Raw genomic sequence first — 24,686 nt, 5'->3', positions numbered from 1 at the left:
GGAGGCCGCGGGCGCAAGGCCGCTGCCGGGGGGCATTCGCGGAAGGAGGAGGCTCGCTGGCGCTCCCCGCGTCATGCCGTCAGCCCTGCGGCACCCGCACCCAGCCTTCCATCAGCACCCGCGCGGAGCGCGACATCACCGCGCGCGTCACCGCCCACTGCCCGTTGACCTGATCGACGGACGCGCCGACCGTCAGCGTGCCGGACGGATGGCCGAAGCACACCCGTTCGCGGCTGCCGCCGCCTGCCGCGATGTTCACCAGCGTGCCCGGCACCGCCGCTGCGGTGGCGATGGCCACCGAGGCGGTGCCCATCATCGCGTGGTGCAGCTTGCCCATCGACATCGCGCGTACGTTGAGGTCGATGGCATCGGCGGCGATGTGCTTGCCACTGGACGCGGTGTAGTCCTGCGCCGGCGCAACCAAGGCGACCTTCGGCGTGTGCTGGCGGGTGGCCGCTTCTGCCGCCGTCTTGATCAACCCCATGCGCAGCGCGCCGGCCACGCGGATCGCCTCCAGCTTCGCCAGCGCCGCCTTGTCCTCGTTGATCGCCGGCTGCAGCTCGGTGCCGGCAAAGCCGATGTCGGTGGCGTTGACGAACACGGTGGGGATGCCGGCGGTGATCATGGTCGCCTTGAGCGTGCCCACGCCCGGCACGTCGAGATCATCGATCAGATTGCCGGTGGGGAACATCGAGCCGCCTTCCCCTTCGTCGTCGGAAGGATCGACAAACTCCAGCACGATCTCGGCGGCGGGGAAGGTCACGCCATCCAGTTCGAAATCGCCGGTCTCCTGCACCTGCCCGTCGCGCACCGGCACCTGCACCAAGATGGTCTTGCCGATGTTGGCCTGCCACACCCGCACGGTCACGGTGCCGTCCCGCGGGATGCGCTCGGCGGGGATGAAGCCATTGGCAATGGCGAACGGGCCGACCGCGGTGCTCAGGTTGCCGCAGTTACCGGACCAGTCCACGAACGCGGTGTCAATGCTGACCTGCCCGTACAGGTAGTCCACGTCGTGATCGGGCACGCTGGCGGCGGCGATGATCACGCACTTGGACGTCGACGAGGTGGCCCCGCCCATGCCGTCGGTGTGCTTGCCGTAGGGGTCGGGCGAGCCGATCACCCGCAGCAGCAGCGCATCGCGCGCCGGCCCCGCCACCCGCGCCGCTTCCGGCAGGTCGTCGCGCCTGAAGAACACGCCTTTCGAGGTGCCGCCACGCATGTAGGTGGCGGGGATGCGGAGTTGCGGAAGCGATGACATGGGGGTGCCTGCAGTGGGTGCGGACCACCATTTTCACCGCTTGCCGCCGTCGGTGCGAATGTCAGCCCGCCAGCAGGTCCATGAAGTCGCGCACCGGCATCGCTTCCAGCGTGGCTTGGTCCAGTGCCGCGGCGAGGATGCGCTGCTGGCGCCCGGCATCGAAGCGCCGTGCCAGGTTGCGGCGGAATTTTTCCTCCAGCAGCGGGATGCCGTCGGCGCGGCGGCGGCGATGGCCCAGCGGGTATTCCACCAGCACCTCGTCCAGCACGCTGCCATCGTTGAAATGCACGGTCAGGCCGTTGGCAATGCTGCGCTTGTCGGGGTCGTGGTAGTCGGCGGTGAACTGCGGCTCCTCCACGCAGCGGATGCGGGCGCGCAGCGCGTCGATGCGCGGGTCGGCGGCCACCGTGTCTTCGTAGTCGGCGGCGGTCAGGTGGCCCAGCAGCAGCGGCACCGCCACCATGTACTGGATGCAGTGGTCGCGGTCGGCGGGATTGTCCAGCGGGCCGTGCTTGTCGATGATGCGCAGGCACGCGGCATGGGTGCGGATGACGATCTTCTCGATGTCCTCCACGCGGCGCCCTGCCGCCTTGAGCGCGTGGTGCACGGTCATTGCCGCCTCCACCGCGGTTTGCGCGTGGAACTCGGCCGGGTAGCTGATCTTGAACAGCACGTTTTCGATCACGTAGCTGCCGAAGTTGCGGTCGAAGCGGAACGGCCGGCCCTGGAACGAGACATCGTAGAAGCCCCACGCGGGGGCGGTGAGTGCGCCCGGGTAGCCCATCTCGCCGGTCTGCGCGATCAGTGCCAGCCGCACCGCGCGCGCACATGCATCGCCCGCCGCCCAGCTCTTGCGCGAGCCGGTGTTGGGTGCGTGCCGGTAGGTGCGCAGGCTCTGGCCATCCACGAACACCTGCGACAGCGCCGCCAGCGTGCGTTCGCGGTCCAGTTCCAGCAGCTTGCAGGTGACGGCGGTGGACGCCAGCTTCACCAGCGCCACGTGGTCCAGGCCGACCTGGTTGAACGAGTTCCGGATGGCGATGATGCCCTGCAGTTCATGCGCCTTGATCGCGCACTCCAGCACGTCGCGCATCGTCAATGCGGCGCCGTTGCGGCTGCGCCAGTCGGCCACGGCCAGGATGGCGCCGAGATTGTCGGAGGGGTGGCCCCATTCGGCCGCCAGCCAGGTGTCGTTGTAGTCCAGCCAGCGGATCGTGGCGCCGATGTCGAACGCGGCCTTGACCGGATCGAGCTGGTACGCGGTGCCGGGCACGCGTGCGCCGTTGGCCAGGGTGGCACCGGGCACCAGCGGGCCCAGCAGCTTGGTGCAGGCGGGGTATTCCAGTGCCTCCAGCGCGCAGCCCAGCGAGTCGATCAGCATGTGGCGCGCGGTCTGCCACGCCAGCGGGGAGACCGGTTCGAAATCGTGGAGGTAGCGGGTGATCTGGAGCAGTTCCGCATCCCAGCCGGGACGGGTGTTGTCATCGCCAATGGACATGGAAGGGCGGTCCGCGCGTGCAGGAGGCGGCCAGTGTGCGCGCGGGGTTGCGCAGCCCGCGTGAAGCCTTCCAGGCAGTCTTGGAACACGTCGCTATCGTTCGTCATTCCCGCCATCGCGGGAGTGACGGCTTGTTCAGGGCTTCCCTGGGTTGTCGTCGCCGTCGGCATTGGTCCGGTTGCGGCCGCCGCGCTTGGCGCGATACAGGTTGCGGTCGGCCTGTGCGATCAGGGTGTCCGGCGTTGCCTCCGATGTGGGCAGGCGGGTGGCCACGCCTACGCTGACGGTGACCACCGGGGCCACCGGCGAGCCGGCGTGCGCCAGCGCCCGCGCCTGCACCGACTGCCGCAGGCTGTCGGCAAGCCGCAGGGCGCCGCTGGCATCGCACTCCGGCAGCAGGCAGACGAATTCCTCGCCGCCGTAACGCGCGGCCAGATCCTGTGCGCGCAGCAACCCGGCGTGCAGGCAGGCGGCCACCGCTTGCAGGCATTCGTCACCCTGCTGGTGGCCGTACAGGTCGTTGTAGGCCTTGAAATGGTCGATGTCGAACATCAGCAGCGACAGCGGCTTGCCGTTGCGCTGGCAGCGCCGCCATTCGGCCAGCAGGGTTTCGTCGAAATGGCGGCGATTGGCGATGCCGGTCAGGCCGTCGATGTAGGCCAACTGCTGCAGGCGTTCGCTCTGCGCCTGCTGCTCGGTGCGATCTTCGAACGTGGCCATGAAATGGTTGCCGAAGGTCAACCCGCCGATGGCCATGATGCGTTCGCTGCCGTCGCGCAGGGTGATGCGGTAATGCTTGCGCGGAATCTCGCCGTCATGGTTGCGGGCGTGCGCCGTGGCCTCGCGCCAGTCGCGAATGGCCACGATGCGGTAATCCGGGTCCGGGTAACTTTCCCGCCACCACTGCGGCAGGTCCAGCGGCACGTCGTCGGGAAAGCCGAAGTAGTCGTGGAAGCGGCGGTTGCGGAAGTAGAAGTGGCCACTTTCGTCCACCAGGCACAGCCCGATCGGCATCTCGTTCATCAGCCGCTGCAGCAGGCGTTCGGTGTCCCGCAGTTTCAGTTCCTGCTGCTTGTCGGTGGTGATGTCGCGGATGTAGCCGTGCCAGAGCACCGAGCCATTGTCGAGTTTCTGCGGCTTGGCATAGCCGCTGAGCCAGCGTTCGCCGCGCCCGGGCAGGTTGACCCGGTACTCCGCCTGCCAGATGCCCAGCGTGCGCGCCGAGGCCTGGATGCCGGGGATGCCGCGCTCGCGATCGTCCGGATGCAGGCGTTCGAACACCTTGCCGGCGTCGGTGCGCAGTTCGTCCGGGGTCAGGCCGTAGATGTCGACCGCGCCCGCGCTGGCATAGGGAAAATGGCTGCTGCCATCGGGGTCGAGCTGGTACTGGTACAGCATGCCCGGCACGTTTTCGGCCAGTTGATCCAATTGCAGCTGGAACAGTTGTCGCTGGCTGGCTTCCAGCTTGGTGCCGATGATCCGCAGCGGGTGCCCGTCGGCGGCGCGTTCCACCACCCGGCCGCGATCGAGGACCCAGTGGTAGCTGCCGTCGCGATGACGGACGCGGTGGATGTTCTCGTAGAACGGCACGTCGCCACGCCAGTGGCTGGCCATGTCGGCGCGGACCCGCGCCACGTCATCCGGGTGGATGCGCTGCATCCATGCCTCCAGCGTATTGCCGACGGGTTCGTCGGCATAGCCCAGCAGGGCCTTCCACAACTGCGAATGACGCACGATGTCGGCACGCGCGTCGTAGTCCCAGGCACCTTGCTGGGTGGCTTCCAGCACGGCCTGCCAGATGCCGTCGAAGGGCTGCGCCGGGGCGGGTGCGGGCCGGGCGGGGTGCCTGGCCAGCGGGCGTCGTGCCGCGAACCAGTGCCCGCGGCGTTGCCTGTTGCGTGCTGGCCCGCGCCGGTTGTGCTGCAAGACAAGCTCCACCGTCCCTGCGGTCGCAGGGGCTTGTTCGCACCCGATGATGCCGTGGTTCGCGCCGGAAAACGAGGGGGCGGCTTACACGGGGGCGAACGTGGACATGAAATCCTGCGCGAACCGTTGCAGCACGCCGCCGGCCTCGTAGGTGGTCACGTCGTCGTCGGAATCCAGCCGGCAGGTGACCGGCACGTCCACGCTGTCGCCGTTCGTGCGGTGGATCACCAGCGTCAGCGTGGCACCCGGCGCGCGCTGGCCGCGCACGTCGAAGGTTTCGCTGCCGTCGATGCCCAGTGTCCTGCGGGTGGTGCCGGGCAGGAATTGCAGCGGCAGCACGCCCATGCCGACCAGGTTCTGGCGGTGGATGCGCTCGAAGCCTTCCGCCACGATGGCCTCCACGCCGGCCAGCCGCACGCCCTTGGCGGCCCAGTCGCGCGAGCTGCCCTGGCCGTAGTCGGCGCCGGCGATGATGCACAGCGGCTGCTTGCGCTGCATGTAGGTTTCGATGGCCTCCCACATGCGCATCACCTGGCCGTCGGGTTCGACGCGCGCCAGCGAGCCTTGCTTCACCGCACCATCGACCACCACCATCTCGTTGAGCAGCTTGGGATTGGCGAAGGTGGCGCGCTGCGCGGTGAGGTGGTCGCCGCGATGGGTGGCATAGGAATTGAAGTCTTCTTCCGGCAGGCCCATCTGCGCCAGGTACTCGCCTGCCGCGCTCGACCGCAGGATGGCGTTGCTGGGCGACAGGTGGTCGGTGGTGATGTTGTCGGGCAATACCGCCAGCGGCCGCATGCCGGTCAGCGTGCGCGCGCCGGCCAGCGCGCCTTCCCAATACGGGGGGCAGCGGATGTAGGTGGATTGCGGTCGCCAGTCGTACAGCGGTTTGGCGCGGGCCACGTTGCCGCCACGCGCGAACATCGGCCCGTAGATGCGGCGGAACTGCTCCGGCTTCACGCTGGCCTTCACCACCGCGTCGATCTCGGCATCCGACGGCCAGATGTCCTTGAGCCGGATGTCATTGCCGGCGGCGTCCACGCCCAGCACGTCCTTCTCGATGTCGAAGCGCACCGTGCCGGCGATCGCGTAGGCGATCACCAGCGGCGGCGAGGCCAGGAACGCCTGCTTCGCATACGGATGGATGCGGCCGTCGAAGTTGCGGTTGCCGCTCAAGACGGCGGTGACGTACAGGTCGCGTTCCAGCACTTCCTTCTGGATCGCCGGGTCCAGCGCGCCGCTCATGCCGTTGCAGGTGGTGCAGGCGAAGCCGACGATGCCGAAGCCCAACTGCTCCAGTTCGTCCAGCAGGCCGGCGTCCTTCAGGTACAGCTCCACCGCCTTCGAGCCGGGCGCCAGCGAGGTTTTCACCCACGGCTTGCGGGTCAGCCCGCGCGCGTTGGCATTGCGCGCCAGCAGCGCGGCGGCGATCACGTTGCGCGGGTTGGAGGTGTTGGTGCAACTGGTGATGGCGGCGATGATCACCGCGCCGTCGGGGATCAGCCCATGGGCCTCTTCGGTGCGCGCGGCATCCAGCTTGGCGGCGTCGGCGATGCCGCGCTCGGCCAGCGCATCCACCGGCAGCCGGCGGTGCGGGTTGCTGGGGCCGGCCAGCGTGCGGGTGACGCTGGACAGGTCGAAATGCAGGGTGCGTTCGTACTGCGCATGCGCCAGGTCGTCGGCCCAGAACCCGGCGGTGCGCGCGTAGGTTTCCACCAGCGCCACCTGCGCGTCGTCGCGGCCGGTCAGGCGCAGGTAGTCCAGGGTGTTGTCGTCGATGAAGAACAGCGCGGCGGTGGCGCCGTATTCCGGGGCCATGTTGGAGATCGTGGCGCGATCGCCGATGGTCAGCGCCGCGGCGCCCTCGCCACGGAATTCCAGGTAGGCGCCCACCACCTTCTGCTGGCGCAGGAACTCGGTCAGCGCCAGCACCACGTCGGTGGCGGTGATGCCGGGGCCGGGCTTGCCGGCCAGCTCCACCGCCACGATGTCGGGCAGGCGCATCATCGACGGCCGCCCCAGCATCACGCTTTCCGCTTCCAGCCCGCCCACGCCCACCGCGATCACCCCCAGCGCATCCACGTGCGGGGTGTGCGAATCGGTGCCCACGCAGGTGTCGGGGAAGGCCACGCCGTCCTGGGTGTAGATCACCGGCGACATCTTCTCCAGGTTGATCTGGTGCATGATCCCGTTGCCCGCCGGGATCACGTCGACATTGTCGAACGCGCGCTTGCACCATTCGATGAAGTCGAAGCGGTCGGCGTTGCGGCGGTCTTCGATCGCGCGGTTCTTGGCGAAGGCGTCCTTGTCGAAACCGGGCGCTTCCACTGCCAGCGAATGGTCCACGATCAATTGCACCGGCACCACCGGGTTGACCTGCGCCGGGTCGCCGCCTTGCCTGGCAATCGCCTCGCGCAGCCCCGCCAGGTCCACCAGCGCGGTCTGGCCAAGGATGTCGTGGCACACCACCCGCGCCGGGAACCACGGGAAATCCATGTCGCGGCGGCGCTCGACCAACTGCGCCAGGCACGCGGCGATATCCACCGGCTCGGCCATGCGCACGATGTTCTCGGCATGCACCCGCGCGGTGTACGGCAGCTGCGCCCACGCCCCCGGCCTGAGTGCCTCCACCGCCTCGCGGGCGTCGAAATAGTCCAGGGCGGTGCCGGGCAGGTATTTGCGGTAGCTGTTGTTCATGGGGCGTGCTGGACGGGATGCCGGAATGCGTCATTGTCGCGCATCCCGGCTGGGGTTGCTCCCGGCTCCGTACAATGCACCGCGTGAACGCCTCCCCCGCCATTCCCGCCGACCAGTTGCGCCTGTCCGTCGCCCCGATGATGGATTGGACGGATTCGCACTGCCGCGTGTTCCACCGGCTGCTGGCGCCACGGGCGCGGCTGTATTCGGAAATGGTGCATGCCAACGCGGTGGTGCTGGGCGACCGCGCGCGGCTGCTGGCGATGGACCCGTGCGAGCATCCGGTGGCGCTGCAGCTGGGCGGCAGCGAGCCGGCGCTGTTGGCGCAGGCGGCGCGGATTGCCGCCGATTGGGGCTATGACGAGGTCAACCTCAACTGCGGTTGCCCGTCTGACCGCGTACAGGCGGGGCGCTTTGGTGCCTGTTTGATGCGCGAACCTGCGCTGGTGGCCGACTCCGTGGCGGCAATGATTGCGGCAGCGCCGGAGATTCCGATCACCGTGAAATGTCGCCTCGGCGTAGATGATGACCACGAGTGGGAGCGTTTCGCACGCTTCATCGACATCGTCGCCGAGGCCGGCTGCCGAATGTTCGTGGTGCACGCCCGCAACGCATGGCTGAAAGGGCTGTCGCCGAAAGAAAACCGCGAAGTGCCGCCGCTGCGCTACGACTGGGCCTACCGCCTCAAGCGCGAGCGCCCGCAGCTGCAGGTGTTGGTGAACGGCGGCATCGCCGATGCCGAGGAGGCCACGCAGCATCTTGTCCATGTCGATGGCGCGATGCTGGGCCGGGCCGCGTACCACACGCCGTATCTGCTGCATCAGCTCGATGTGCGCTGGTTTGGCGGCGAATTGCGTTCGCGTGCGGATCTGCTGCGCGCCTACCGACCTTATGTGGAAGCGCAGTTGGCCAAGGGCGTTTTCCTCAAACACATCACGCGCCATCTGCTGGGCCTGTTCGCAGGCCAGCCCGGTGGCCGCGCCTTTCGCCAAGTGCTCAGCGAAGGCGCGCACAAGCCCGGTGCCGGCTGGGCGCTGGTCGAGCACGCCATTTCCCTCACCGAACGAGAGCCCGTTTCGCATGATCACCCGTGATGTTGCCGCGTTTTCCACCTTCTTCCAGCAGGCGACGACCGACTTCGGCCCCGCCACGGCACGCGCCACGTTCCTGATTGCCCCCGATGGATTTGCGTTGGCCGAGCAGTCGGCGCAAGACAATGCGTACATGGCCGATGCCGCCGCCTTCGATGCCGTGCGTGCGTCCGCGCAGCATCGTGATTTGCAACGTGCGTTGTCATCGGTGGTGCCGACGGTCTGCTTCGCCGGCCGCGAGGACACGCCGGATGCGCTGTTTCCCAACAACGTGTTCGGCACTGCGGCTGGCCGCAGCATTATCGGCCGCATGCGCCACGAAGTGCGCCAGCGCGAAGCCGCGCGTGACGACATTCGCGGCTTCTTCCGCAACGTGCTGGGGCGCGAGGAAGTCGACTTGTCGCCGCAGGCGCATCCGTGTGAACTCACTGGCGCGCTGGTGATCGACCGCGCGCGCGGGCTGGGCTTTTGCGGCCTGTCCGAACGCTGCGACGAAGAAGGCGCGCGGCTGATGCACGACGCCTTCGGCCTGCGTGCGACGCTGTGCTTCGACCTTGCGCCCGGCGAATACCACACCAACGTGGTGCTGGCGGTGCTGGCCGGGCGAGCGGCGGTAGTGTGCCCGAAGGGCTTTGCCCGGCAGCCGGTGGCCGCAGCCATTGCGCAACTGTATGCGCCGCATGCGGTGCTGTGCAGTGATGCCGAACACGCAGCGTTCGTCGGCAACTGCATCGCGGTGAGCCGCGATGTGGTGTGGATGAGCGCCGATGCCGGGCGCGCCTTGTTGCCGCAGCATCGCGATGTGCTGGCCGCTGCCGGCTTCAGCGTGCGCACGGTGGCACTGGATGCGATCGAGGCGGCCGGTGGTTCGCTGCGCTGCTGCGTCGGCGAAATTTTCTGAAGCGGCCGGCGGCAGGACGCTGAACGAAGCGGTATCCTGTTCAGGAAACTTCAGGGGGGGTTCACCCCCTGTTTCCAAGAATGCCCACGTCTCTTGCAGATCAGCGTCGCACGCCATGTCCCGCACTTCGATCGCACTACCCAACCTGCTTGCCGTCGCCATCCTGGCGGCGCTGCCGGTGGCGTCGGCGTGGGCGCAGCAGATGCCGCCACTGCCGCGCGAGCGTGGCCAGGACCGGCCGCCGCCAACGCGGGACAGCCTGTCCGACGCGGTGCGCCGGGTGGAGCGCGATACCCGCGGCGAGGTGCTGTCGGCCGAGCGCATCCAGTACGACGGTCGCGACATGCACCGGGTGAAGGTGGTGGACGATCAGGGCCGGGTGCGGGTGTACATGCAGGAACCGGCGCGTGCCGGCGGCCAGCCACAACGGGCCAAGCGCGACGGGGATGAGGATTGAGCGCGCGCAGGCGCGTGCTCGACGCTTTCGTTCGTTATCCAAGGAGTGTCCATGCGTATCCTGCTGGTCGAAGATGAGGCCCCGTTGCGCGAGACCCTGGCCGCGCGCCTGAAGCGTGAAGGCTATGCGGTGGATGCCGCGCAGGATGGCGAGGAAGGCCTGTACATGGGGCGCGAGGTGCCGTTCGATGTCGGCATCATCGATCTTGGCCTGCCGAAGATGAGCGGCATGGAATTGATCAAGGCGCTGCGTGCGGAAGGCCGCAAGTTCCCGGTGCTGATCCTGACCGCGCGTTCCAGCTGGCAAGACAAGGTGGACGGCCTGAAGCAGGGCGCCGACGACTACCTGGTCAAGCCCTTCCACGTCGAGGAATTGCTGGCGCGCATCAACGCGCTGGTGCGGCGCGCCGCCGGCTGGAGCAAGCCCACGCTGGAATGCGGCCCGGTGCACCTGGACTTGGCCGCGCAGACGGTCAGCGTCGCCGGCAGCAACGTCGACCTGACCAGCTACGAATACAAGGTGCTGGAATACCTGATGATGCATGCCGGCGAGCTGGTTTCGAAGGCCGACCTCACCGAGCACATCTACCAGCAGGATTTCGACCGCGATTCCAACGTGCTGGAAGTCTTCATCGGCCGCCTGCGCAAGAAGCTCGACCCCGACGGCGCGCTCAAGCCGATCGAGACCGTGCGCGGGCGCGGCTATCGCTTCGCCATCGCGCGCAGCGGCGAGTGAGCGCCTGACCACGGGGCATGACCGCCGCAGCGCCTGAACCCGTCGCCACCGCCGCCCCGTCGCGGCGGCTGCGCATCGCCCAGCCGCGCTCGCTGCAGTCGCGCCAGCTGTGGGCGGCCAGCCTGGGCCTGGTCGCCTTCCTTGCCCTTGCCGGCTATGCACTTGATCGCGCGTTCCAGAGCACCGCGCAGAGCGGCTTGCGCGAGCGCCTGCACAGCTATGCACTGGCCTATGCGAACAGCGATTTCGCCCGCGACGGCAGCGTGATCCCGCCGTGGGACCCGCCGGATCCGCGCTTCCGCCGGCCCGGCAGCGGACTGTATGCGCAGATCGTGATGCAGCAGGGCAATGATTGGGAATCGGACTCCGCGCAAGGCCCGCGGTTGCCGAAGGGCGCGATGCTGGCGCCCGGGCGGCAGGTGTTCGAAGGCCCGTTGCCGCTGACCCAGATCAACGGCACCCCGGGCCAGGTCTATCGGTTCGGCTATGGCCTGGCCTTGAGCGATGGTGCCGAGCAGGCACACGAGATTCCCTACACCGTCTACATCCTCGAAGACAGCACCGCGTTGGGACGGCAGGTGGCGGCCTTCCGCGCCGCGCTGTGGCGCTACCTCGGTGGTGCCGGCGTGGTGTTGCTGTTGCTGCAGATGCTGGTGCTGCGCTGGAGCCTGCGCCCGCTGCGCGACGTGATCGACGAGCTCAAGCGCGTGCAATCCGGTGCCGCCGCCGGCATGGGGCAGGCGCACCCGCGCGAACTGGAGCCGCTGACCGAAAGCATCAACGCCTTCATCCAGAGCGAACGCGAGAACCTGGAGCGCCAGCGCAACACCCTGGCCGATCTGGCGCACAGCCTGAAGACGCCGCTGGCGGTGCTGCGCACGCGGCTCGACAGCGGCACCGGCGAAGCCGAGCTGCGCGGGGAAGTGGATACGCAACTGCGACGGATGAACGATCTGGTGAGCTACCAGCTGGCGCGCGCGGCGCGTTCGGGGCATCAGTTGTTCGCCGCGCCGATTGAAATCGAGCCGCAGGCCGAGCAGATCGTGGTCGGGCTGGAAAAGGTCTATGCCGCGAAGGGCGTGCTGTGCGAATTCGAGATCGCCCCCGAGGCGCGCTTCCACGGCGAGACCGGTGATTTGCAGGAGCTGCTGGGCAACCTGCTGGAAAACGCCTTCAAGTGGGCGAAATCGCGAGTGTTGCTGACCGTGGCGGAAGGCCCGCAGGCCGCCGGTCGCCGCGCCGGCCTGCTGATCGTGGTGGAGGACGACGGCCCCGGCATCGCCGACGACCGCATCGCCTTCGTGTTGCAACGTGGCGTGCGCGGCGACGAGCGCGTGCAGGGCCACGGCATCGGCCTGTCGATCGTGCAGGACATCCTCAAGAGTTATCGCGGCCAGTTGCACGTGGGCCGCTCGCGGGAGCTGGGTGGCGCGCGCTTCGAGGCGGAATTGCCAGCAGGCTTGTAGTGTCTGGCCGGTGCCACCGCAGGCATGTTTCGGCGTGCGGGGAGGCGTGCCCCGTGGGCTGGCAACGCCCGGATGGCGTTGTTCAGGCCTTCCTTAGCGGAACATGCCCGGCAGGAAGCTGTGGAAGCGCGAGGGCAGGGCGCGAGTGTCGCCGGCGGTACGCGCGGCCGGGGCAGGGGCCTGCGTGCGTGCGCGTTGCGGGCGTTGCGCATGGCTGGCGGCCACCGCGCCGTCGATGTCGGCTTCTTCCATGCGGTCGATCTGGCCGGTCGCCGCATCGGCATTGACCGCAGGTTCGGCGGGCAGGTGGCGCAGTTCGGCGGCTGCGACATGGGTGCAGCTGCCCAGCAGGGCGAAACCAACCAGCAGTTGTTGCAGCGTGGGAAGGCGCATGGGCGTCACCTGGGGAGGACGGTTGCCGCGTGGCACGGACAGCCACAGGCGACTATAGCAGGCCACCGCCAGCCCCCCCTGTTGCGATGCAGCAACCACGCCGGGGGCGTGACCGGCACACTGCCGTCATGACCACCGCCACCTTGCCACTACCGCCCTTGCCGTCCCTGAGCGCTGCCGCCCTGCGGCGCGCGTTGATCGCCGGTGCCGCGCGGGTGATCGCCGCCCGCGACGAGCTCAACCGCATCAACGTCTTCCCGGTGCCGGACGGCGACACCGGCAGCAACCTGGCGTCCACCCTGGGCTGCGTGCTGAACGGCGCACTGAGCCGCCGCTGCGTGCATGCCGGCGAGTTGTTGCAGCGCGTGGGCAACGATGCCATCGATGGTGCACGCGGCAATTCCGGCGCGATCATGGCGCAGTTCCTGGTGGGCGCGGCCGAGCACGTGCGTGCATTGCCCAGCCTGGATGCAACGGCCTTGGCGGAGGCTGTGCGACGGGGCGCGGAGAGCGCGCGGGCGGCGTTGGCGCAACCCGTGGAGGGCACCATCCTCAGCGTGATGGCGGCCTTCGCCGAGGCGCTGGGGGACAGTGCACGGCAGCACCGCAGCAATGCCCGTGCCGCGTTTGACCACGCCTTGCAGCGCGCCCGGCAAGCGCTGCAGGACACGCCGAAACAGATGGCGGTGTTGCAGAAGGCGGGCGTGGTGGACGCCGGCGCGCGCGGGTTCGTGGATTGGCTGGAAGGCATGGCCGCCTACGCCGAGGGCGATGGTCGCCTGCCGCGGCCAGTGGGCGTGATGCCTGCGGTGGATGCGGAAGAGGTGCCGCACCTGCATCAGGACGTGGATCCGCAGCGCCGCTACTGCACCGAATGCCTGGTCGTCGGCGAAGGCATCGACCGCGACGCCCTGCGCGTGGCGTTGCTGGCGCAGGGCATCGACTCGCTGGTGGTGGCCGGCAGCAGCCGGCGCGTGCGCGTGCACGGGCACGCCGGGCAGCCGCAGCAGTTGTTCGACACCGCCGCCCGCGTCGGCCGGGTGGAGTCGATGAAGGCCGACGACATGCTGCTGCAACAACGCAGCGTGGAGACCCCCGCGCAGGTGGCCATCATCACCGACAGCGCATCCGACCTGCCGCCGGTGCTGGCCGACCGGCATGGCATCCACGTGGTGCCGGTGCGGGTGAGCCTGGACGGGCGCGACTACCTGGATCGGCTGGGCCTGAGTGCCGCCGAGTTCTACCGGCGCATGGCCCGCTGCGCGCAACTGCCGCAGACCAGCCAGCCGCCGCCGGGGGATTTCCGGCGCGTGTTCGAGCATGTGCTGGGGCACCAGCCCGCGGGTGTGTACGTGGGGCTGTCGCGGCCGTTGTCGGGCACCTTGCAGTCGGCGGAAACGGCGGCGCGCGGGCAACGCCGGCCGTTGCGGTGTTTCGATACCGGCAATGCCACCGCCGGGCAGGCGTTGCTGGCCTGGCGCGCGGGCGAACTGGCGCAGGCGGGCATGGACGCCGATGCGATCGAGGCCGAACTGGCGCGGTTGCGGCCGCAGACGCGGATGTTCGCGCTGGCGCGCGACATTTCGCATGCCGTGCGCGGTGGCCGCATCCCGCGCTGGGCCGGCGTACTGGTGCGCGCGTCCGGGCTGGTGCCGGTGGCGAAGATGACGCCGGAGGGGGTGTTGAAAGTGGCGGGTGGCCTGTTTGCACGCCGGCGCGCACCGGAGGCGTTCGCGCGGTTCGTGGCCCGGCGCATGCCGGCGGCGACGGGCTGGCGGTTGATCGTGGGCCATGCCGATGCACTTGCGGACGGCCAGCGCCTGCTGGCCGCGTTGCGGCAGCGCCTGCCGGTGGTGGAAGCGCATCTGGTGGAAGTGGGGCCGGCGATCGGTGCGCACGCCGGGCAGGGCGCGCTGGTGGTGGGTTTGCAGCCGGCGCCGGTGGCCTGAGCATGCCGCGTGGATGGTGGCCGCGCTTGCGTATCATGGCGCGATGACAGTGTCGCCGATCGTTGTTGCCATCCTGCTGGTCGCTTACCTGTTGGGCTCGCTCTCGGGCAGCTTGCTGCTGGGCCGGTTGCGCGGCGTGGACGTGCGCACGCTGGGCAGCGGCAATGCCGGCGGCACCAATGCGTTCCGCACCCAGGGCGCGCGTTTCGCGCTGGGGGTGGTGGTGATCGACATCGGCAAGGGTGTGCTGGCGGCGTGGCTGGCGCTGCGATTTGCGCCGGCATGGGCATACCCGGCGGCGGCGCTGGCGGTGGTGGGCCATGTCTGGCCGGTCTGGCACGGATTTCGTGGCGGCAAGGGTGCCGCCACCGCAGTCGGCGGCTTGCTGGTGCTGTGGCCGTGGGCGTTGCTGCCGTTGCTGCTGGCGTGGCTGCTGGTGCTGCTGTCCAGCGGCTATGTCGGGCTGGCCACGGTGGTGGCGGCCGCAGTGTTGCCGGCGTGGGGCGCATGGCAGGGGATGTCGTCGCCGCAGGCGGTCTTCGCGGCGGGGCTGGCGCTGTTCATCGCCTTCACCCACCGCGCCAATCTGGTGCGGGTGTGGCGGGGCCAGGAATCCCGCTTCGAAAAAGCGCGCCTGTTGCACCGCTGGCGGATGCGGGCATGAGTGCGGCATTGCACGAACGTGCCCTGCTGCAGCGGTTGGCGGCCGGGCCTGCCAGCGGCGATGCGTTGGCCCGCGAGGCCGGGTTGACCCGGGCGGCGGTGTGGAAGCGGATCGAAGCATTGCGCCAGGCGGGCATCGGGATCGTGGCGGAAGCCGGGCGTGGCTATCGCCTGGCCCACCCGCTCGACTTGCTGGAACCGGAGGCCATTCGCGCCGCCCTGCCGGCAGCCGTGCAGGCCCGGCTGGCCGGGCTGGAAGTGGCGTGGACATTGGAATCCAGCAACAGCGAATTGCTGCGGCGCACGCCACCCGCGCAGGGCTGCGCGGTGTTGCTGGCGGAACGCCAGACCGGTGGGCGCGGGCGACGCGGGCGCAGTTGGGCATCGCCGCTGGCGGCCAACCTGTACCTGTCGCTGGCGCGCTGTTTCGACGGCGGGCTGGCGCGGCTGGGGGGCTTGAGCCTGGCGATGGGCGTGGCCAGCGTCGAGGCGCTGCATGCGCTGGGGGCGGTGCAGGTACGGCTGAAATGGCCGAACGACCTGGTGGTCATCGAGGCCGGCGGGCTGCGCAAATTGGGCGGCCTGCTGATCGAGGGCGGCGGTGAAGTCGCCGGCAGTGCGCGCGCGGTGGTCGGGTTGGGGCTGAACGTGCGGATGCCGCCGGCGTACGCGGCCGGCATCGACCAGCCCTGGGCCGATTTGGCCGGCCTGCTGCCGGTGCCGCCGGCGCGCAACACGCTGGCGACGGTGCTGCTGGCGCATCTGTTGCCGGCCCTGGACGTGTTCGAGGCGCAGGGGTTGCCGGCGTTCCTGCCGCGCTATGCCGCGCTGGATGCGCTGGCCGGGCGCAACCTGCGCATCGAGACGCCTGCCGGCCATTGGCAGGCGCAGGCATTGGGCCTTGCCGACGATGGCGCCTTGCGTGTCCGCGATGCGCAAGGCGTATTGCGGCATGTGCACGCGGGCGACGTGAGCGTGCGGCCATGACGACGTGGTTGTTCGACCTCGGCAATACCCGCGTGAAATATGCCCCGTTGCTGGCAGATGGCCAGCTGGGCCCGGTAGTCGCGTGCGCGCACGACGACGGCGGCTGGCTCGACGCGCTGCCGGTGGGCCGCGTGGCCTGCCTGGCCAGCGTGGCGCCCGCCGCGCACCGGCAGGCACTGGCGGATGCCTTGGCGTCGCGGTTCGCGCAGGTACGCGAGGTGCGCACGCAGGCGGCACTGGGACCGCTGCGGATCGCCTACGCGCAGCCCGCCCATCTCGGCGTGGATCGCTTCCTGGCCCTGTTGGGGGCCTGCACCGGCGAGGCAGCGCTGCTGGTCGGGGTGGGCACGGCATTGACCGTCGACGTGCTGGATGCCGGCGGCCGCCATCACGGTGGCCGCATCGCGCCCTCGCCGCAGCTGATGCGGGCATGCCTGCACGCCCGCGCCGCGCAGTTGCCGGCCAGTGGCGGCACGTATGCCGAATTCGGTGACGACACCGGCCACGCACTGGCCTCCGGTTGCGAGGGTGCCGCCCTGGCCCTCGTCGAGCAAAGCCTGCATGCGGCACACGCCTTGCTGGGCCAGCCGGTGCGCCTGTGGCTGCACGGCGGCGGAGCCGAAGCGCTGCGCGAGCGCCTGCCGGTGCATCGTTGGGCACCGGACCTGGTGTTGCAGGGAATGGCGCGCTGGCACGCGCTGCAGATCGCATAAACTGCACCCATGCTGCTGCGCGCCACCATCGTCATGCTCGTGATGCTCAACCTGGGGGCGGCGGGTTGGTGGGTGTTCCAGCCGGCGGCCAAGCCGGTTGCCGCGTCGACGGCTCCCGCGTTGCGGTTGCTGGCCGAAGCCGGCGTGCCGGCGGCCACCGCTGCCGCACCGGCCGCTGTGCCCGACCAAGACCTCCGCCAGGACACACCGGCGGAGGCGTGCCTGCGCTTCGGCCCGTTTGCCGACGTGCCGGCGCGTGAAGCCGCGCAGCGCGCATTGGCACGTGCGGGGGTATCGGTCCGCGTGCAGGCCGAGGGTGTGCGTGCCGCGCGGGGCTGGAAGGTCTACCTGCCTGCGCAGGCCACCCCGGAAGCGGCGCAGGCGCTGGCCGCCAAACTCAAGGCGGCGGGCGTGTCCGATCTGTTCGTGATGAACAAGGGCGCCGATGCCAACAGCATCGCGCTGGGCCGCTTCAGCAGTGAAGACGCGGCCCGGCGACGGCAGGCGGAGTTGCGGGGCAAGGGCGTGCAGGCCCTTGCCGAACCGGTGGGCGGCACGTCGGCGCAGGCCTGGCTGGATGCGCGCCTGCCGGCCTCGATCGACCCCGCCACGCTGGCGGCCATCGCCCCCGCGCAGCCGCTGGATTGCGCCGCATTGCGCTGAGCATGCCCGGCAAGGGTGGCAAGGGTGGCAAGCGCGGCAAGGCGTGGCCGCAACCTGCCTGCTAGAATCTGCGCCCGCGCCGCTTTAGCTCAGCAGGTAGAGCAACCGCCTTGTAAGCGGTAGGTCGTCCGTTCGATTCGGACAAGCGGCACCATCTCGTGCTTCGCGGGCCCCCGCAGCGGGTACCTGCACCAGACCGGCAGCCTCGCCATGATGCGTACCTATCCCCCCGTTTCCGTATTTGGCGTGCCCACCGACATCGGTGCCTCCCGGCGCGGGGCGTCGATGGGACCGGAGGCCCTGCGGGTGGCGGGGCTGGTGGAAGCGATCGCCGCGCGCGGGGTGGACGTGCGCGACCTGGGCGACGTGCAGGGGCCGCGCAACCCGGTGTCGCCGCCGGTGTACGGTTATCGCCACCTGCACGAAGTGGTGGCATGGAACCGCGCGGTGTTTGACGCCAGCATGCGCGAATTGCGCGATGGGCGGCTGCCCATCCTGCTGGGCGGCGACCATTGCCTGGCGATCGGTTCGATCGCCGCCGTGGCCGCGCACTGCCGTGCCAACGACAAGCAGTTGCGGGTGCTGTGGCTGGACGCGCATGCCGATTTCAATACGTCCGACATCACCCCCAGCGGCAACATCCACGGCATGCCGGTGGCCTGCCTGTGCGGCCTCGGCCCGGAGGCGCTGACGGGGTTGAGTGGCGTGCGTCCGGCGATCACGCCCGGGCAGGTGCGGCAGATCGGCATCCGCTCGGTGGATCCGGGCGAGAAGCGGCTGGTGCAGGAACACGGCCTGGATATCTACGACATGCGCTACATCGATGAAGTGGGCATGCGCCGCAGCATCGAAGAGGCGCTGGAGGGCGTGGACGACAACACCCACCTGCATGTCAGTTTCGACGTGGACATGCTGGACCCGGCCATCGCACCGGGTACCGGCACCCGCGTGCCCGGCGGCGTGAACTACCGCGAGGCGCAGCTGATCATGGAAATGGTGGCCGATACCGGGCGGCTGGGTTCGCTGGACATCGTCGAGGTGAACCCGGCGCTGGATCGCCGCAACATGACTGCCCGGCTCGCGGTGGATCTGGTGGAAAGCCTGTTCGGCAAATCCACCCTGATGCGCGATTGAGCGATATTCACGCGCAGTTCGTGTTCGATCGCGGTTTAATGTAGGCGGCTGTTCCACCCTTTCCCGAGGTTCCCATGAAGCGTCTGCTTGCCCTGCTCGTGCTGGTGGTGTTCGCCAGCGCCACCCTGACTGCCTGCAACACCATGGCCGGTGCCGGCAAGGACATCAAGCGCGCCGGCGAGAAGCTGGAAGGCGCGGCGAAGAAGTAACGCGCCTTCGGCCTGCAGCGGATCACCAGCGCGGCGGATCCGGCACGAACCCGCCGGGAAACGCCTGCGGCGTGCTGCCGGCATAGGTGGGGATGCGCGGCGGTATCACCCCCATCGCCACCAGTGCGTCGGCGTCTTCGTAGCGCAACTGGCTGACCTGTGCCGGCCGGCTGCTGGCGCGCTCGAAGGTGGTCTGCCCGATCGGTGACCATTCGCGCGCGCCATGCCCGGTGCCGATGCGTTGCGGCTGCGCCCGCGCTTCCGACATTGCGCGGCCGGCACTGGCCGGGGCGGCGGATTTGGCCATGCTGTCGCTGGCCTGCTCGCGTGCCGCCAGTGGTGGTGCCGGCATTGGATAGGGTGCGGAATACACCGGCGGCTGCGGTTTTTCGCGGAACACCGCGATCCCCACCACGCCCACGTTGGCCGGGCGCCCGGTGCGCGCGGCGTAGCTGTCTTGCAGGTCGGTGAACACGAACTGGGCGACGTCATCCAGCGATTTGCGCCAACCGGCAATGTCGGTGGACTCCCACGGGCCCAGCACATAGCCGGCCTGCGAGGCGGCGGCGGTCTGCCCGCTGACCGCGTTCACGCCATCCACCGACAACACCACCAGCACGCGTTCGCCGGTGGTGTTGGTCAGGCGCACGGCATAGCGATGCCCGGGCACGCCCGGCACCCAATGCTGGCCATGCCAGGGGTATTCGGGGAGGGTCTGGCCGCTGTCGCGGTCCACCACGCCCAGGGTGACGAGATCGCGGCCCTGCGCGGGCAGCGCGCAGCCGGTGGCGGCGGTGACGGCAAGGGCAAGCACGAGTTGACGGAACATGGCGGTCTCCAGAGGCGCGACGATCGCGCTGCCCTCCTGTCAACGCGCGGGCAAGGAAAACGGGGTTGCGCCGCGACCGCTTAGAATGCGGATCCGTTTCGAAACCAGCCCCGCGCATGAGCAAGACCCGCATCCTCACCGGCATCACCACCTCGGGTACCCCGCACCTGGGCAACTACGTCGGGGCCATCCGCCCGGCGTTGGCCAGCGCGCAGGCCAGCGATGCCGAGAATTTCTACTTCCTCGCCGACTACCACGCACTGGTGAAGTGCGGTGATCCGACGCGGGTGCAGCGCAGCACGCTGGAGATCGCGGCGACCTGGCTGGCCTGTGGTCTGGACGTGGAGAAGAACTGGTTCTACCGCCAGAGTGATATCCCCGAGATTCCCGAGCTGACCTGGCTGTTGACCTGCGTGGCCGGCAAGGGCTTGCTCAATCGCGCCCACGCCTACAAGGCGGCGGTGGACAAGAACCGCGCCGAGGGCGAGGACGACGATGCCGGCATCAACGCCGGCTTGTTCATGTACCCGGTGCTGATGGCCGCCGACATCCTGATCTTCAACGCCCACAAGGTGCCGGTGGGGCGCGACCAGATCCAGCACATCGAGATGGCGCGCGATTTCGCGCAACGCTTCAACCATCTGTACGGCGAGCCGGCTTCGGAACAGTACTTCGTGCTGCCGGACGTGGTGATCGACGACAACGTGGCCACCTTGCCCGGCCTGGATGGCCGCAAGATGAGCAAGAGCTATGACAACACCATCCCGCTGTTCGCCCCGCGCAACGAATTGAAGAAGCTGATCGCCGGCATCCTCACCGATTCGCGCGCGCCGGGCGAGGCCAAGGCCACCGAGGGCTCGGCGGTGTTCCAGTTGTATCAGGCGTTTGCGTCGAAGGAAGAAACCCGCGCCTTCGCGCAGGCGTTTGCCGACGGCATCGGCTGGGGCGATGCGAAGACGCAGCTGTTCGAGCGCATCGATGCGGAAATCGCACCGCTGCGCGAGAAGTACCTGGCGTTGATGGCTAGGCCCGCCGAGATCGAAGCCATCCTGCGCGATGGCGCATCACGCCTGCGCGCGCAGCACGCCACCCCGGCGCTGGCCCGCCTGCGCGCGGCGGTGGGTTTGCGGGATTTGTCGCAGATGGTGCAGGCCTCTGCCAAGCCCGAGAAAAAGAGTGCGACGCCGCTGCCCACCTTCAAGCAATACCGCGAAGCCGATGGCAAGTTCTATTTCAAGCTGATGCTGGGCGAGCGCGTGCTGCTGCAAAGCATCGGTTTCGATTCGCCGCGCGATGCCGGCGTGCGGCTGGCCTCGATCAAGCAGGGCGCGCTGGACGATGACGGCGGTGATTTCACGCTGGGCGCAGGCGTGAGCAGCGACGAGGTGAATGCCGCGCTGGCCGCGTTCGTGGAAGCGGCGCTGGAAGGCGAGAAGGGGTAGAGCGAAGAAAGCACCCCCATCCCAACCCTTCCCCCGTGAAGGGGGAAGGGCTTTGAAGCCAGGGCCGTGCCGTGATTTGCTTTGGCCCTCTCCCTCGTGAAGGGGGAAGGGCTTGAGAGTGCCTTGCTTTGCCCCCTCCCCCTTGACGGGGGAGGGCTGGGGTGAGGGTGCGCTCTGCCGGGGTTTACTGCGGCAAGCCCAGATCGTCCAGCAGCGCCTTCAGGAAGCGTGCCGCCTCGCCGCCGGTGCAGGCGCGGTGGTCGAAGGTCAGGCTGATCGGCATGCGGCGATGCACTTCGATGCCGCCCATCACCGCCACCACGTCGTGCGACAGCTTGCCCACGCCGACGATGGCCACGCACGGCGGCACCACCACCACGGTGCCGTAGCGGCCGGCGAACACGCCGAAGTTGGACAGCGAGATGGTGTAGCCGGTCAATTCCGACGCCGGGATCGAGCGGTCTTCCACCTGCGTGCGCAGGCGGTTGATGCCTTCGCGCAGGCCGCGGCCATCCAGCAGGTGGGCGTTGCGCAGCGCCGGCACGAACAGGCCGTCGGGGGTGTCCACCGCCAGCCCAAGATCGACGTGCGGGTGCTTGGTGAGGGTCAGGTTCTCGTCGTCGAACCAGGCGTTGAGCGCGGGTTCGGCCTTGCAGGCAGCAACAATTGCGCGAATGGTGCGGGCGGTGATGTCCTGCTTGCCAATCCAGCCATGCAGGTCGGCATCGTCCACCAGGGTGGTCTGCACCACGCGGTCGCGGGCATCGGCCATCACCCGCGCCATGTTGCGGCGCACGCCCTTGAGTTGTTCGGGCTGGCCGGAAGCCGGGGTGGCCGACGGTGGCTGGGTACGCATCGGCTTGCCGGCCTGCGACAGGGTGCTGCGCTGCTGTTCTTCCCTTCTCCCTGTGGGAGAAGGTGCCCGAAGGGCGGATGAGGGCTCGTGGCGCGGCGCACCCTCACCCCCAGCCCCTCTCCCGGAGGGCGAGGGGAGCAACAGCGAGCCGTCGGCCGCCGCCTGCTTCACGTCCTGCATCGTTACCGTGCCATCCGGGCCGCTGGGCCGCACGCGGGCCAGGTCGACGCCCAGCTTGCGCGCCGTGGCGCGTACCGCCGGCACCGCCTTGACGCCGCCGACGGCCACGGCCGTCTCGCTGACCACCGCGTTGCCCACTTGCATCGCGCCGACCACGGTGCCGGCGTCGGCCTGCGCCCCCTCATCCGCCTTCGGCGCCTTCTCCCCCGCAGGCGGGGGAGAAGGAAGCGCAGCGGCTGCGGCGGCGTGGGACGGGCCGTGGTGGTGGCCGGTGTCCTGGCCTTCCGCGCGTTGCGGCAGGTTGGGGTCGATCTCGAATTCGGCCAGCATCTTGCCGGTGACGATCACGTCGCCGGCCGCGCCGGCCAGCGCGATGACCTTGCCGGAGACCGGCGAGGGCACGTCGACGACCGCCTTGGCGGTTTCCATCGACACCAGGTTGTCGTCGAGGCGGATCACGTCGCCCACTTTCACGTGCCATTCGACGATGGTCGCGTCCGGCAGGCCTTCGCCGAGGTCGGGGAGGTAGAACTTCTTGCTCATGGACTGTCCTTTACGAATACGCCATCGCACGCTTGGCGGCGGCGACGATCTTGTCGGTGCTCGGCAGGTATTTCATTTCCAGCCGGAACAGCGGAATGTGGGTGTCGTAGCCGGTCACGCGCTCGACCGGTGCCAGCAGGTCGAACAGGCATTCCTCGGCCACCCGGGCGGCGATTTCCGCACCGAAGCCCGCGGTCTTGGCGGCCTCGTGCACGATCACGCAGCGGCCGGTCTTGGCCACGCTTTCGGCGATCGTCGGGAAGTCCAGCGGGGTCAGGGTGGCGACGTCGATCACTTCCGCGCTGATGCCTTCTTTCGCCAGCGCGTCGGCGGCTTCCAGGGTTTCCTTGACCTGCGCGCCCCAGCTCACCAGCGTGACATCGCTGCCGTCACGCAGCACGTAGCACACGTCCAGCGGCAGTGCTTCGCCGTCGTCCGGCACCAGCTCCTTGTACTGCCGGTAGATGCGCTTGGGCTCCATGTAGATGACCGGGTCCGGGTCGCGGATCGCGGCCAGCAGCAGGCCGTAGGCGCGCTGCGGGGAGCTCGGCATCACCACCCGCAGGCCGGGCACGTTGGTGAAGATGGCTTCGTTGGCTTCGGAATGGTGTTCCGGCGCGCGGATGCCACCGCCCCACGGCACCCGCAGCACCATCGGGCAGGTCAGCCGGCCGCGGGTGCGGTAGCGCATGCGCGCGGCGTGGCAAATGATGAAGTCCACCATCGGGTAGACGAAGCCGTCGAACTGGGCTTCCGCCACCGGGCGCATGCCCTGGCTGGCCATGCCGACGGTGAGGCCGGCGATGGTGGTTTCGTCCAGCGGAGTGTCGAGGATGCGTTCGGGGCCGAACTGCGCCGACAGACCGGCGGTGGCGCGGAACACGCCGCCGTTGACGCCGACGTCTTCGCCCAGCACCACCACGGACTCGTCCTTGCGCAGCTCGAAGGCCAGCGCCTGGGTGATCGCCTCGATCAGAGTGATGGGTTGCGCGCTCATGCCCGGCCCTCCCGCGCGATGGCTTCGGCCCGTTGCGCCCGCAGGTCCTCCGGCAGCTCCGCGTAGAGATAATCGAACATCGCTTCCACCGGCTGCACCGGGGTGTTCAGGTAGGCGTTGATTTCCTCGTCCACTTTCTTGGAACACTCCTCGATCCAGGCTTTTTCCTGCGCGTCGTCCCACAGCTTCTGGGCGGTCAGGTAGGTGCGCAGGCGAATGAAGGGCTCTTTTTCCCACGCCGCCTTCACTTCGTCCTCGCCGCGATAGCGACGGGCGTCGTCGGCGGTGGTGTGGTCGTGCAGGCGGTAGGTGAGGAACTCGATCACGCTGCCGCCGCCGCCGCTGCGCGCCAGCTCCAGCGCGCGGCGCATGGCTTCCAGCACCGCCACCAGGTCGTTGCCGTCCACCTGCAGGCAATGCAGGCCGCCGGCCAGGCCTTTTTGCGCCAGCGTTTCCGCGCCGGTCTGCGCGGCACGCGGCACGCTGATCGCCCAGCCGTTGTTGACCACGCACAGCACCAGCGGCAGCTTGTAGGCGCCGGCCGAGTTCACGGCGGCGTAGAAGTCGGTCTTCGAGCTGCCGCCGTCGCCGCACACCGCCACCGCCACGCGTGCCTGCTTGCGCAGCTTGAACGACAGTGCCGCGCCCGACGCCATCAGCATCTGGGTGGAAATCGGCACGCACCACGGATAGTCGTTCTTCGGGCCTTCGAACACGTTACCGCGTTCGTCGCCGCCCCAGTACAGCAGCACGTTGCGCGGTTGCACGCCGCGCTCGAACTGCGCGCCGTATTCGCGGTAGCTGGGTGCGAACACGTCTTCCGGGCGCATCAGCGCGCCGATGCCGATGTGGGTGGCTTCATGGCCGAGACAAGCGGCATAGGTGCCCAGTTTGCCGGTACGTTGCAGGGCGATGGCCTTGCCGTCGAAGGTGCGCAGGAACAGCATCTTCCTGAAAATGGCCACCAGCAGGTCATTGTCGGGAACGGCGGGCGGCAGCGGGCCGTTCAAGGTGCCGTCCGGCTTGAGGTATTGCAGGAACTCGATTTCGAATCTGGCCGCAGTGGTCATGGGTGCCTTGTGCGTTGGAGCAATTA

22 protein-coding genes and 1 tRNA gene are annotated in these 24,686 nt (G+C 68.9%); 14 read left to right on the top strand and 9 right to left on the bottom strand.

The window, feature by feature from the left end; all coding sequences use genetic code 11:
- Positions 1-79 precede the first annotated feature (79 nt).
- The 4 genes from prpF to acnD form a co-directional block, all read right to left on the bottom strand.
- Positions 80-1,261 carry a 2-methylaconitate cis-trans isomerase PrpF gene (gene prpF / locus ACE3OK_RS09195; protein WP_374249232.1) on the bottom strand — a complete coding sequence of 394 codons (1,182 nt, stop codon included), beginning with the start codon at positions 1,259-1,261 and terminating at the stop codon, positions 80-82.
- Positions 1,262-1,322: 61 nt separating this feature from the next.
- Positions 1,323-2,759, bottom strand: coding sequence for a bifunctional 2-methylcitrate dehydratase/aconitate hydratase (locus ACE3OK_RS09190; protein ID WP_374249231.1), 1,437 nt, complete (start codon positions 2,757-2,759; stop codon positions 1,323-1,325).
- A gap of 135 nt (positions 2,760-2,894) precedes the next feature.
- On the bottom strand, positions 2,895-4,685 hold the full coding sequence (locus ACE3OK_RS09185; RefSeq protein ID WP_374249230.1) for a diguanylate cyclase: 1,791 nt from the start codon (positions 4,683-4,685) through the stop codon (positions 2,895-2,897).
- An 84-nt stretch (positions 4,686-4,769) separates the two neighbouring features.
- Entirely contained in the window at positions 4,770-7,382 is a 2,613-nt protein-coding gene (gene acnD, locus ACE3OK_RS09180) for a Fe/S-dependent 2-methylisocitrate dehydratase AcnD (protein ID WP_374249229.1), read from the bottom strand.
- Positions 7,383-7,456: 74 nt separating this feature from the next.
- Here acnD and dusA point away from each other — a divergent pair, with 74 nt between their 5' ends.
- The 5 genes from dusA to ACE3OK_RS09155 all read left to right on the top strand — a co-directional run bounded on the left by dusA (position 7,457) and on the right by ACE3OK_RS09155 (position 12,032).
- On the top strand, positions 7,457-8,476 hold the full coding sequence (dusA, locus tag ACE3OK_RS09175) for a tRNA dihydrouridine(20/20a) synthase DusA (RefSeq protein WP_374249228.1): 1,020 nt from the start codon (positions 7,457-7,459) through the stop codon (positions 8,474-8,476).
- Positions 8,463-9,374 carry an arginine deiminase-related protein gene (locus tag ACE3OK_RS09170; protein ID WP_374249227.1) on the top strand — a complete coding sequence of 304 codons (912 nt, stop codon included), beginning with the start codon at positions 8,463-8,465 and terminating at the stop codon, positions 9,372-9,374. The genes dusA and ACE3OK_RS09170 overlap by 14 nt, the downstream gene beginning before the upstream one ends.
- Positions 9,375-9,489: 115 nt before the next feature.
- Positions 9,490-9,831, top strand: coding sequence for a PepSY domain-containing protein (locus ACE3OK_RS09165; RefSeq protein WP_374249226.1), 342 nt, complete (start codon positions 9,490-9,492; stop codon positions 9,829-9,831).
- 51 nt (positions 9,832-9,882) lie between these two features.
- Entirely contained in the window at positions 9,883-10,566 is a 684-nt protein-coding gene (locus ACE3OK_RS09160; protein WP_374249225.1) for a response regulator transcription factor, read from the top strand.
- Between the two features lie 17 nt (positions 10,567-10,583).
- Positions 10,584-12,032: a sensor histidine kinase gene (locus ACE3OK_RS09155; RefSeq protein WP_374249224.1), complete on the top strand. Its 1,449-nt coding sequence runs from the start codon at positions 10,584-10,586 to the stop codon at positions 12,030-12,032.
- Positions 12,033-12,125: 93 nt separating this feature from the next.
- On the opposite strand, the gene ACE3OK_RS09150 is transcribed toward ACE3OK_RS09155, so the two are convergent.
- Positions 12,126-12,425: a hypothetical protein gene (locus tag ACE3OK_RS09150; protein WP_374249223.1), complete on the bottom strand. Its 300-nt coding sequence runs from the start codon at positions 12,423-12,425 to the stop codon at positions 12,126-12,128.
- A gap of 128 nt (positions 12,426-12,553) precedes the next feature.
- Here ACE3OK_RS09150 and ACE3OK_RS09145 point away from each other — a divergent pair, with 128 nt between their 5' ends.
- From ACE3OK_RS09145 to ACE3OK_RS09110, 8 genes are all read left to right on the top strand, one after another.
- A complete protein-coding gene (locus tag ACE3OK_RS09145; RefSeq protein WP_374249222.1) occupies positions 12,554-14,374 on the top strand; it encodes a DegV family protein in 1,821 nt (606 codons plus the stop codon).
- Between the two features lie 43 nt (positions 14,375-14,417).
- Entirely contained in the window at positions 14,418-15,038 is a 621-nt protein-coding gene (gene plsY, locus ACE3OK_RS09140) for a glycerol-3-phosphate 1-O-acyltransferase PlsY (protein WP_374249221.1), read from the top strand.
- Complete coding sequence (gene birA / locus ACE3OK_RS09135) at positions 15,035-16,024, top strand: bifunctional biotin--[acetyl-CoA-carboxylase] ligase/biotin operon repressor BirA (RefSeq protein WP_374249220.1); 990 nt, start codon at positions 15,035-15,037, stop codon at positions 16,022-16,024. The genes plsY and birA overlap by 4 nt, the downstream gene beginning before the upstream one ends.
- A complete protein-coding gene (locus ACE3OK_RS09130; RefSeq protein WP_374249219.1) occupies positions 16,021-16,737 on the top strand; it encodes a type III pantothenate kinase in 717 nt (238 codons plus the stop codon). Before birA ends, ACE3OK_RS09130 begins: the two co-directional genes overlap by 4 nt.
- 9 nt (positions 16,738-16,746) lie before the next feature.
- Positions 16,747-17,400 carry an SPOR domain-containing protein gene (locus ACE3OK_RS09125; RefSeq protein ID WP_374249218.1) on the top strand — a complete coding sequence of 218 codons (654 nt, stop codon included), beginning with the start codon at positions 16,747-16,749 and terminating at the stop codon, positions 17,398-17,400.
- A gap of 78 nt (positions 17,401-17,478) precedes the next feature.
- Positions 17,479-17,554: transfer RNA gene (locus tag ACE3OK_RS09120), tRNA-Thr, on the top strand.
- Between the two features lie 56 nt (positions 17,555-17,610).
- Complete coding sequence (gene rocF, locus ACE3OK_RS09115; protein WP_374249217.1) at positions 17,611-18,534, top strand: arginase; 924 nt, start codon at positions 17,611-17,613, stop codon at positions 18,532-18,534.
- Positions 18,535-18,608: 74 nt separating this feature from the next.
- A complete protein-coding gene (locus tag ACE3OK_RS09110) occupies positions 18,609-18,743 on the top strand; it encodes an entericidin A/B family lipoprotein (RefSeq protein WP_374249216.1) in 135 nt (44 codons plus the stop codon).
- A gap of 22 nt (positions 18,744-18,765) precedes the next feature.
- Here ACE3OK_RS09110 and ACE3OK_RS09105 read toward each other — a convergent pair whose 3' ends face one another.
- Positions 18,766-19,572, bottom strand: a complete 807-nt coding sequence (locus tag ACE3OK_RS09105) for a hypothetical protein (RefSeq protein ID WP_374249215.1) — start codon at positions 19,570-19,572, stop codon at positions 18,766-18,768.
- A gap of 116 nt (positions 19,573-19,688) precedes the next feature.
- On the opposite strand from ACE3OK_RS09105, the gene ACE3OK_RS09100 reads away from it, so the two are divergent.
- Positions 19,689-21,014, top strand: coding sequence for a tryptophan--tRNA ligase (locus tag ACE3OK_RS09100; protein WP_374249214.1), 1,326 nt, complete (start codon positions 19,689-19,691; stop codon positions 21,012-21,014).
- 184 nt (positions 21,015-21,198) lie between these two features.
- Here the strand turns inward: ACE3OK_RS09100 and ACE3OK_RS09095 are convergent, their stop codons facing one another.
- The 3 genes from ACE3OK_RS09095 to pdhA are packed head-to-tail and all read right to left on the bottom strand — an operon-like array spanning position 21,199 to position 24,660.
- Positions 21,199-22,593, bottom strand: coding sequence for a dihydrolipoamide acetyltransferase family protein (locus ACE3OK_RS09095; protein ID WP_374249213.1), 1,395 nt, complete (start codon positions 22,591-22,593; stop codon positions 21,199-21,201).
- Between the two features lie 10 nt (positions 22,594-22,603).
- Positions 22,604-23,590, bottom strand: a complete 987-nt coding sequence (locus ACE3OK_RS09090; protein ID WP_374249212.1) for an alpha-ketoacid dehydrogenase subunit beta — start codon at positions 23,588-23,590, stop codon at positions 22,604-22,606.
- Positions 23,587-24,660, bottom strand: a complete 1,074-nt coding sequence (gene pdhA, locus ACE3OK_RS09085; RefSeq protein WP_374249211.1) for a pyruvate dehydrogenase (acetyl-transferring) E1 component subunit alpha — start codon at positions 24,658-24,660, stop codon at positions 23,587-23,589. Before pdhA ends, ACE3OK_RS09090 begins: the two co-directional genes overlap by 4 nt.
- Between the last annotated feature and the right edge of the window lie 26 nt (positions 24,661-24,686).

It is taken from the genome of Thermomonas sp. (assembly GCF_041905325.1).
In the GTDB taxonomy this organism is placed as follows: domain Bacteria; phylum Pseudomonadota; class Gammaproteobacteria; order Xanthomonadales; family Xanthomonadaceae; genus Thermomonas.
This window is presented reverse-complemented; position numbering and strand designations above follow the sequence as displayed.

What these genes read in the sequence shown, in the direction of transcription:
- ACE3OK_RS09105 (WP_374249215.1), bottom strand. Translation starts at nt 19,572, where the DNA reads ATGTTCCGTCAACTCGTGCTTGCCCTTGCCGTCACCGCCGCCACCGGC.
- ACE3OK_RS09190 (WP_374249231.1), bottom strand. Translation starts at nt 2,759, where the DNA reads ATGTCCATTGGCGATGACAACACCCGTCCCGGCTGGGATGCGGAACTG.
- ACE3OK_RS09145 (WP_374249222.1), top strand. Translation starts at nt 12,554, where the DNA reads ATGACCACCGCCACCTTGCCACTACCGCCCTTGCCGTCCCTGAGCGCT.
- ACE3OK_RS09110 (WP_374249216.1), top strand. Translation starts at nt 18,609, where the DNA reads ATGAAGCGTCTGCTTGCCCTGCTCGTGCTGGTGGTGTTCGCCAGCGCC.
- ACE3OK_RS09165 (WP_374249226.1), top strand. Translation starts at nt 9,490, where the DNA reads ATGTCCCGCACTTCGATCGCACTACCCAACCTGCTTGCCGTCGCCATC.
- ACE3OK_RS09130 (WP_374249219.1), top strand. Translation starts at nt 16,021, where the DNA reads ATGACGACGTGGTTGTTCGACCTCGGCAATACCCGCGTGAAATATGCC.
- acnD (WP_374249229.1), bottom strand. Translation starts at nt 7,382, where the DNA reads ATGAACAACAGCTACCGCAAATACCTGCCCGGCACCGCCCTGGACTAT.
- ACE3OK_RS09090 (WP_374249212.1), bottom strand. Translation starts at nt 23,590, where the DNA reads ATGAGCGCGCAACCCATCACTCTGATCGAGGCGATCACCCAGGCGCTG.
- plsY (WP_374249221.1), top strand. Translation starts at nt 14,418, where the DNA reads ATGACAGTGTCGCCGATCGTTGTTGCCATCCTGCTGGTCGCTTACCTG.
- ACE3OK_RS09095 (WP_374249213.1), bottom strand. Translation starts at nt 22,593, where the DNA reads ATGAGCAAGAAGTTCTACCTCCCCGACCTCGGCGAAGGCCTGCCGGAC.
- ACE3OK_RS09100 (WP_374249214.1), top strand. Translation starts at nt 19,689, where the DNA reads ATGAGCAAGACCCGCATCCTCACCGGCATCACCACCTCGGGTACCCCG.
- ACE3OK_RS09160 (WP_374249225.1), top strand. Translation starts at nt 9,883, where the DNA reads ATGCGTATCCTGCTGGTCGAAGATGAGGCCCCGTTGCGCGAGACCCTG.
- ACE3OK_RS09170 (WP_374249227.1), top strand. Translation starts at nt 8,463, where the DNA reads ATGATCACCCGTGATGTTGCCGCGTTTTCCACCTTCTTCCAGCAGGCG.
- prpF (WP_374249232.1), bottom strand. Translation starts at nt 1,261, where the DNA reads ATGTCATCGCTTCCGCAACTCCGCATCCCCGCCACCTACATGCGTGGC.
- dusA (WP_374249228.1), top strand. Translation starts at nt 7,457, where the DNA reads ATGCACCGCGTGAACGCCTCCCCCGCCATTCCCGCCGACCAGTTGCGC.
- ACE3OK_RS09125 (WP_374249218.1), top strand. Translation starts at nt 16,747, where the DNA reads ATGCTGCTGCGCGCCACCATCGTCATGCTCGTGATGCTCAACCTGGGG.
- ACE3OK_RS09150 (WP_374249223.1), bottom strand. Translation starts at nt 12,425, where the DNA reads ATGCGCCTTCCCACGCTGCAACAACTGCTGGTTGGTTTCGCCCTGCTG.
- rocF (WP_374249217.1), top strand. Translation starts at nt 17,611, where the DNA reads ATGATGCGTACCTATCCCCCCGTTTCCGTATTTGGCGTGCCCACCGAC.
- ACE3OK_RS09155 (WP_374249224.1), top strand. Translation starts at nt 10,584, where the DNA reads ATGACCGCCGCAGCGCCTGAACCCGTCGCCACCGCCGCCCCGTCGCGG.
- birA (WP_374249220.1), top strand. Translation starts at nt 15,035, where the DNA reads ATGAGTGCGGCATTGCACGAACGTGCCCTGCTGCAGCGGTTGGCGGCC.
- pdhA (WP_374249211.1), bottom strand. Translation starts at nt 24,660, where the DNA reads ATGACCACTGCGGCCAGATTCGAAATCGAGTTCCTGCAATACCTCAAG.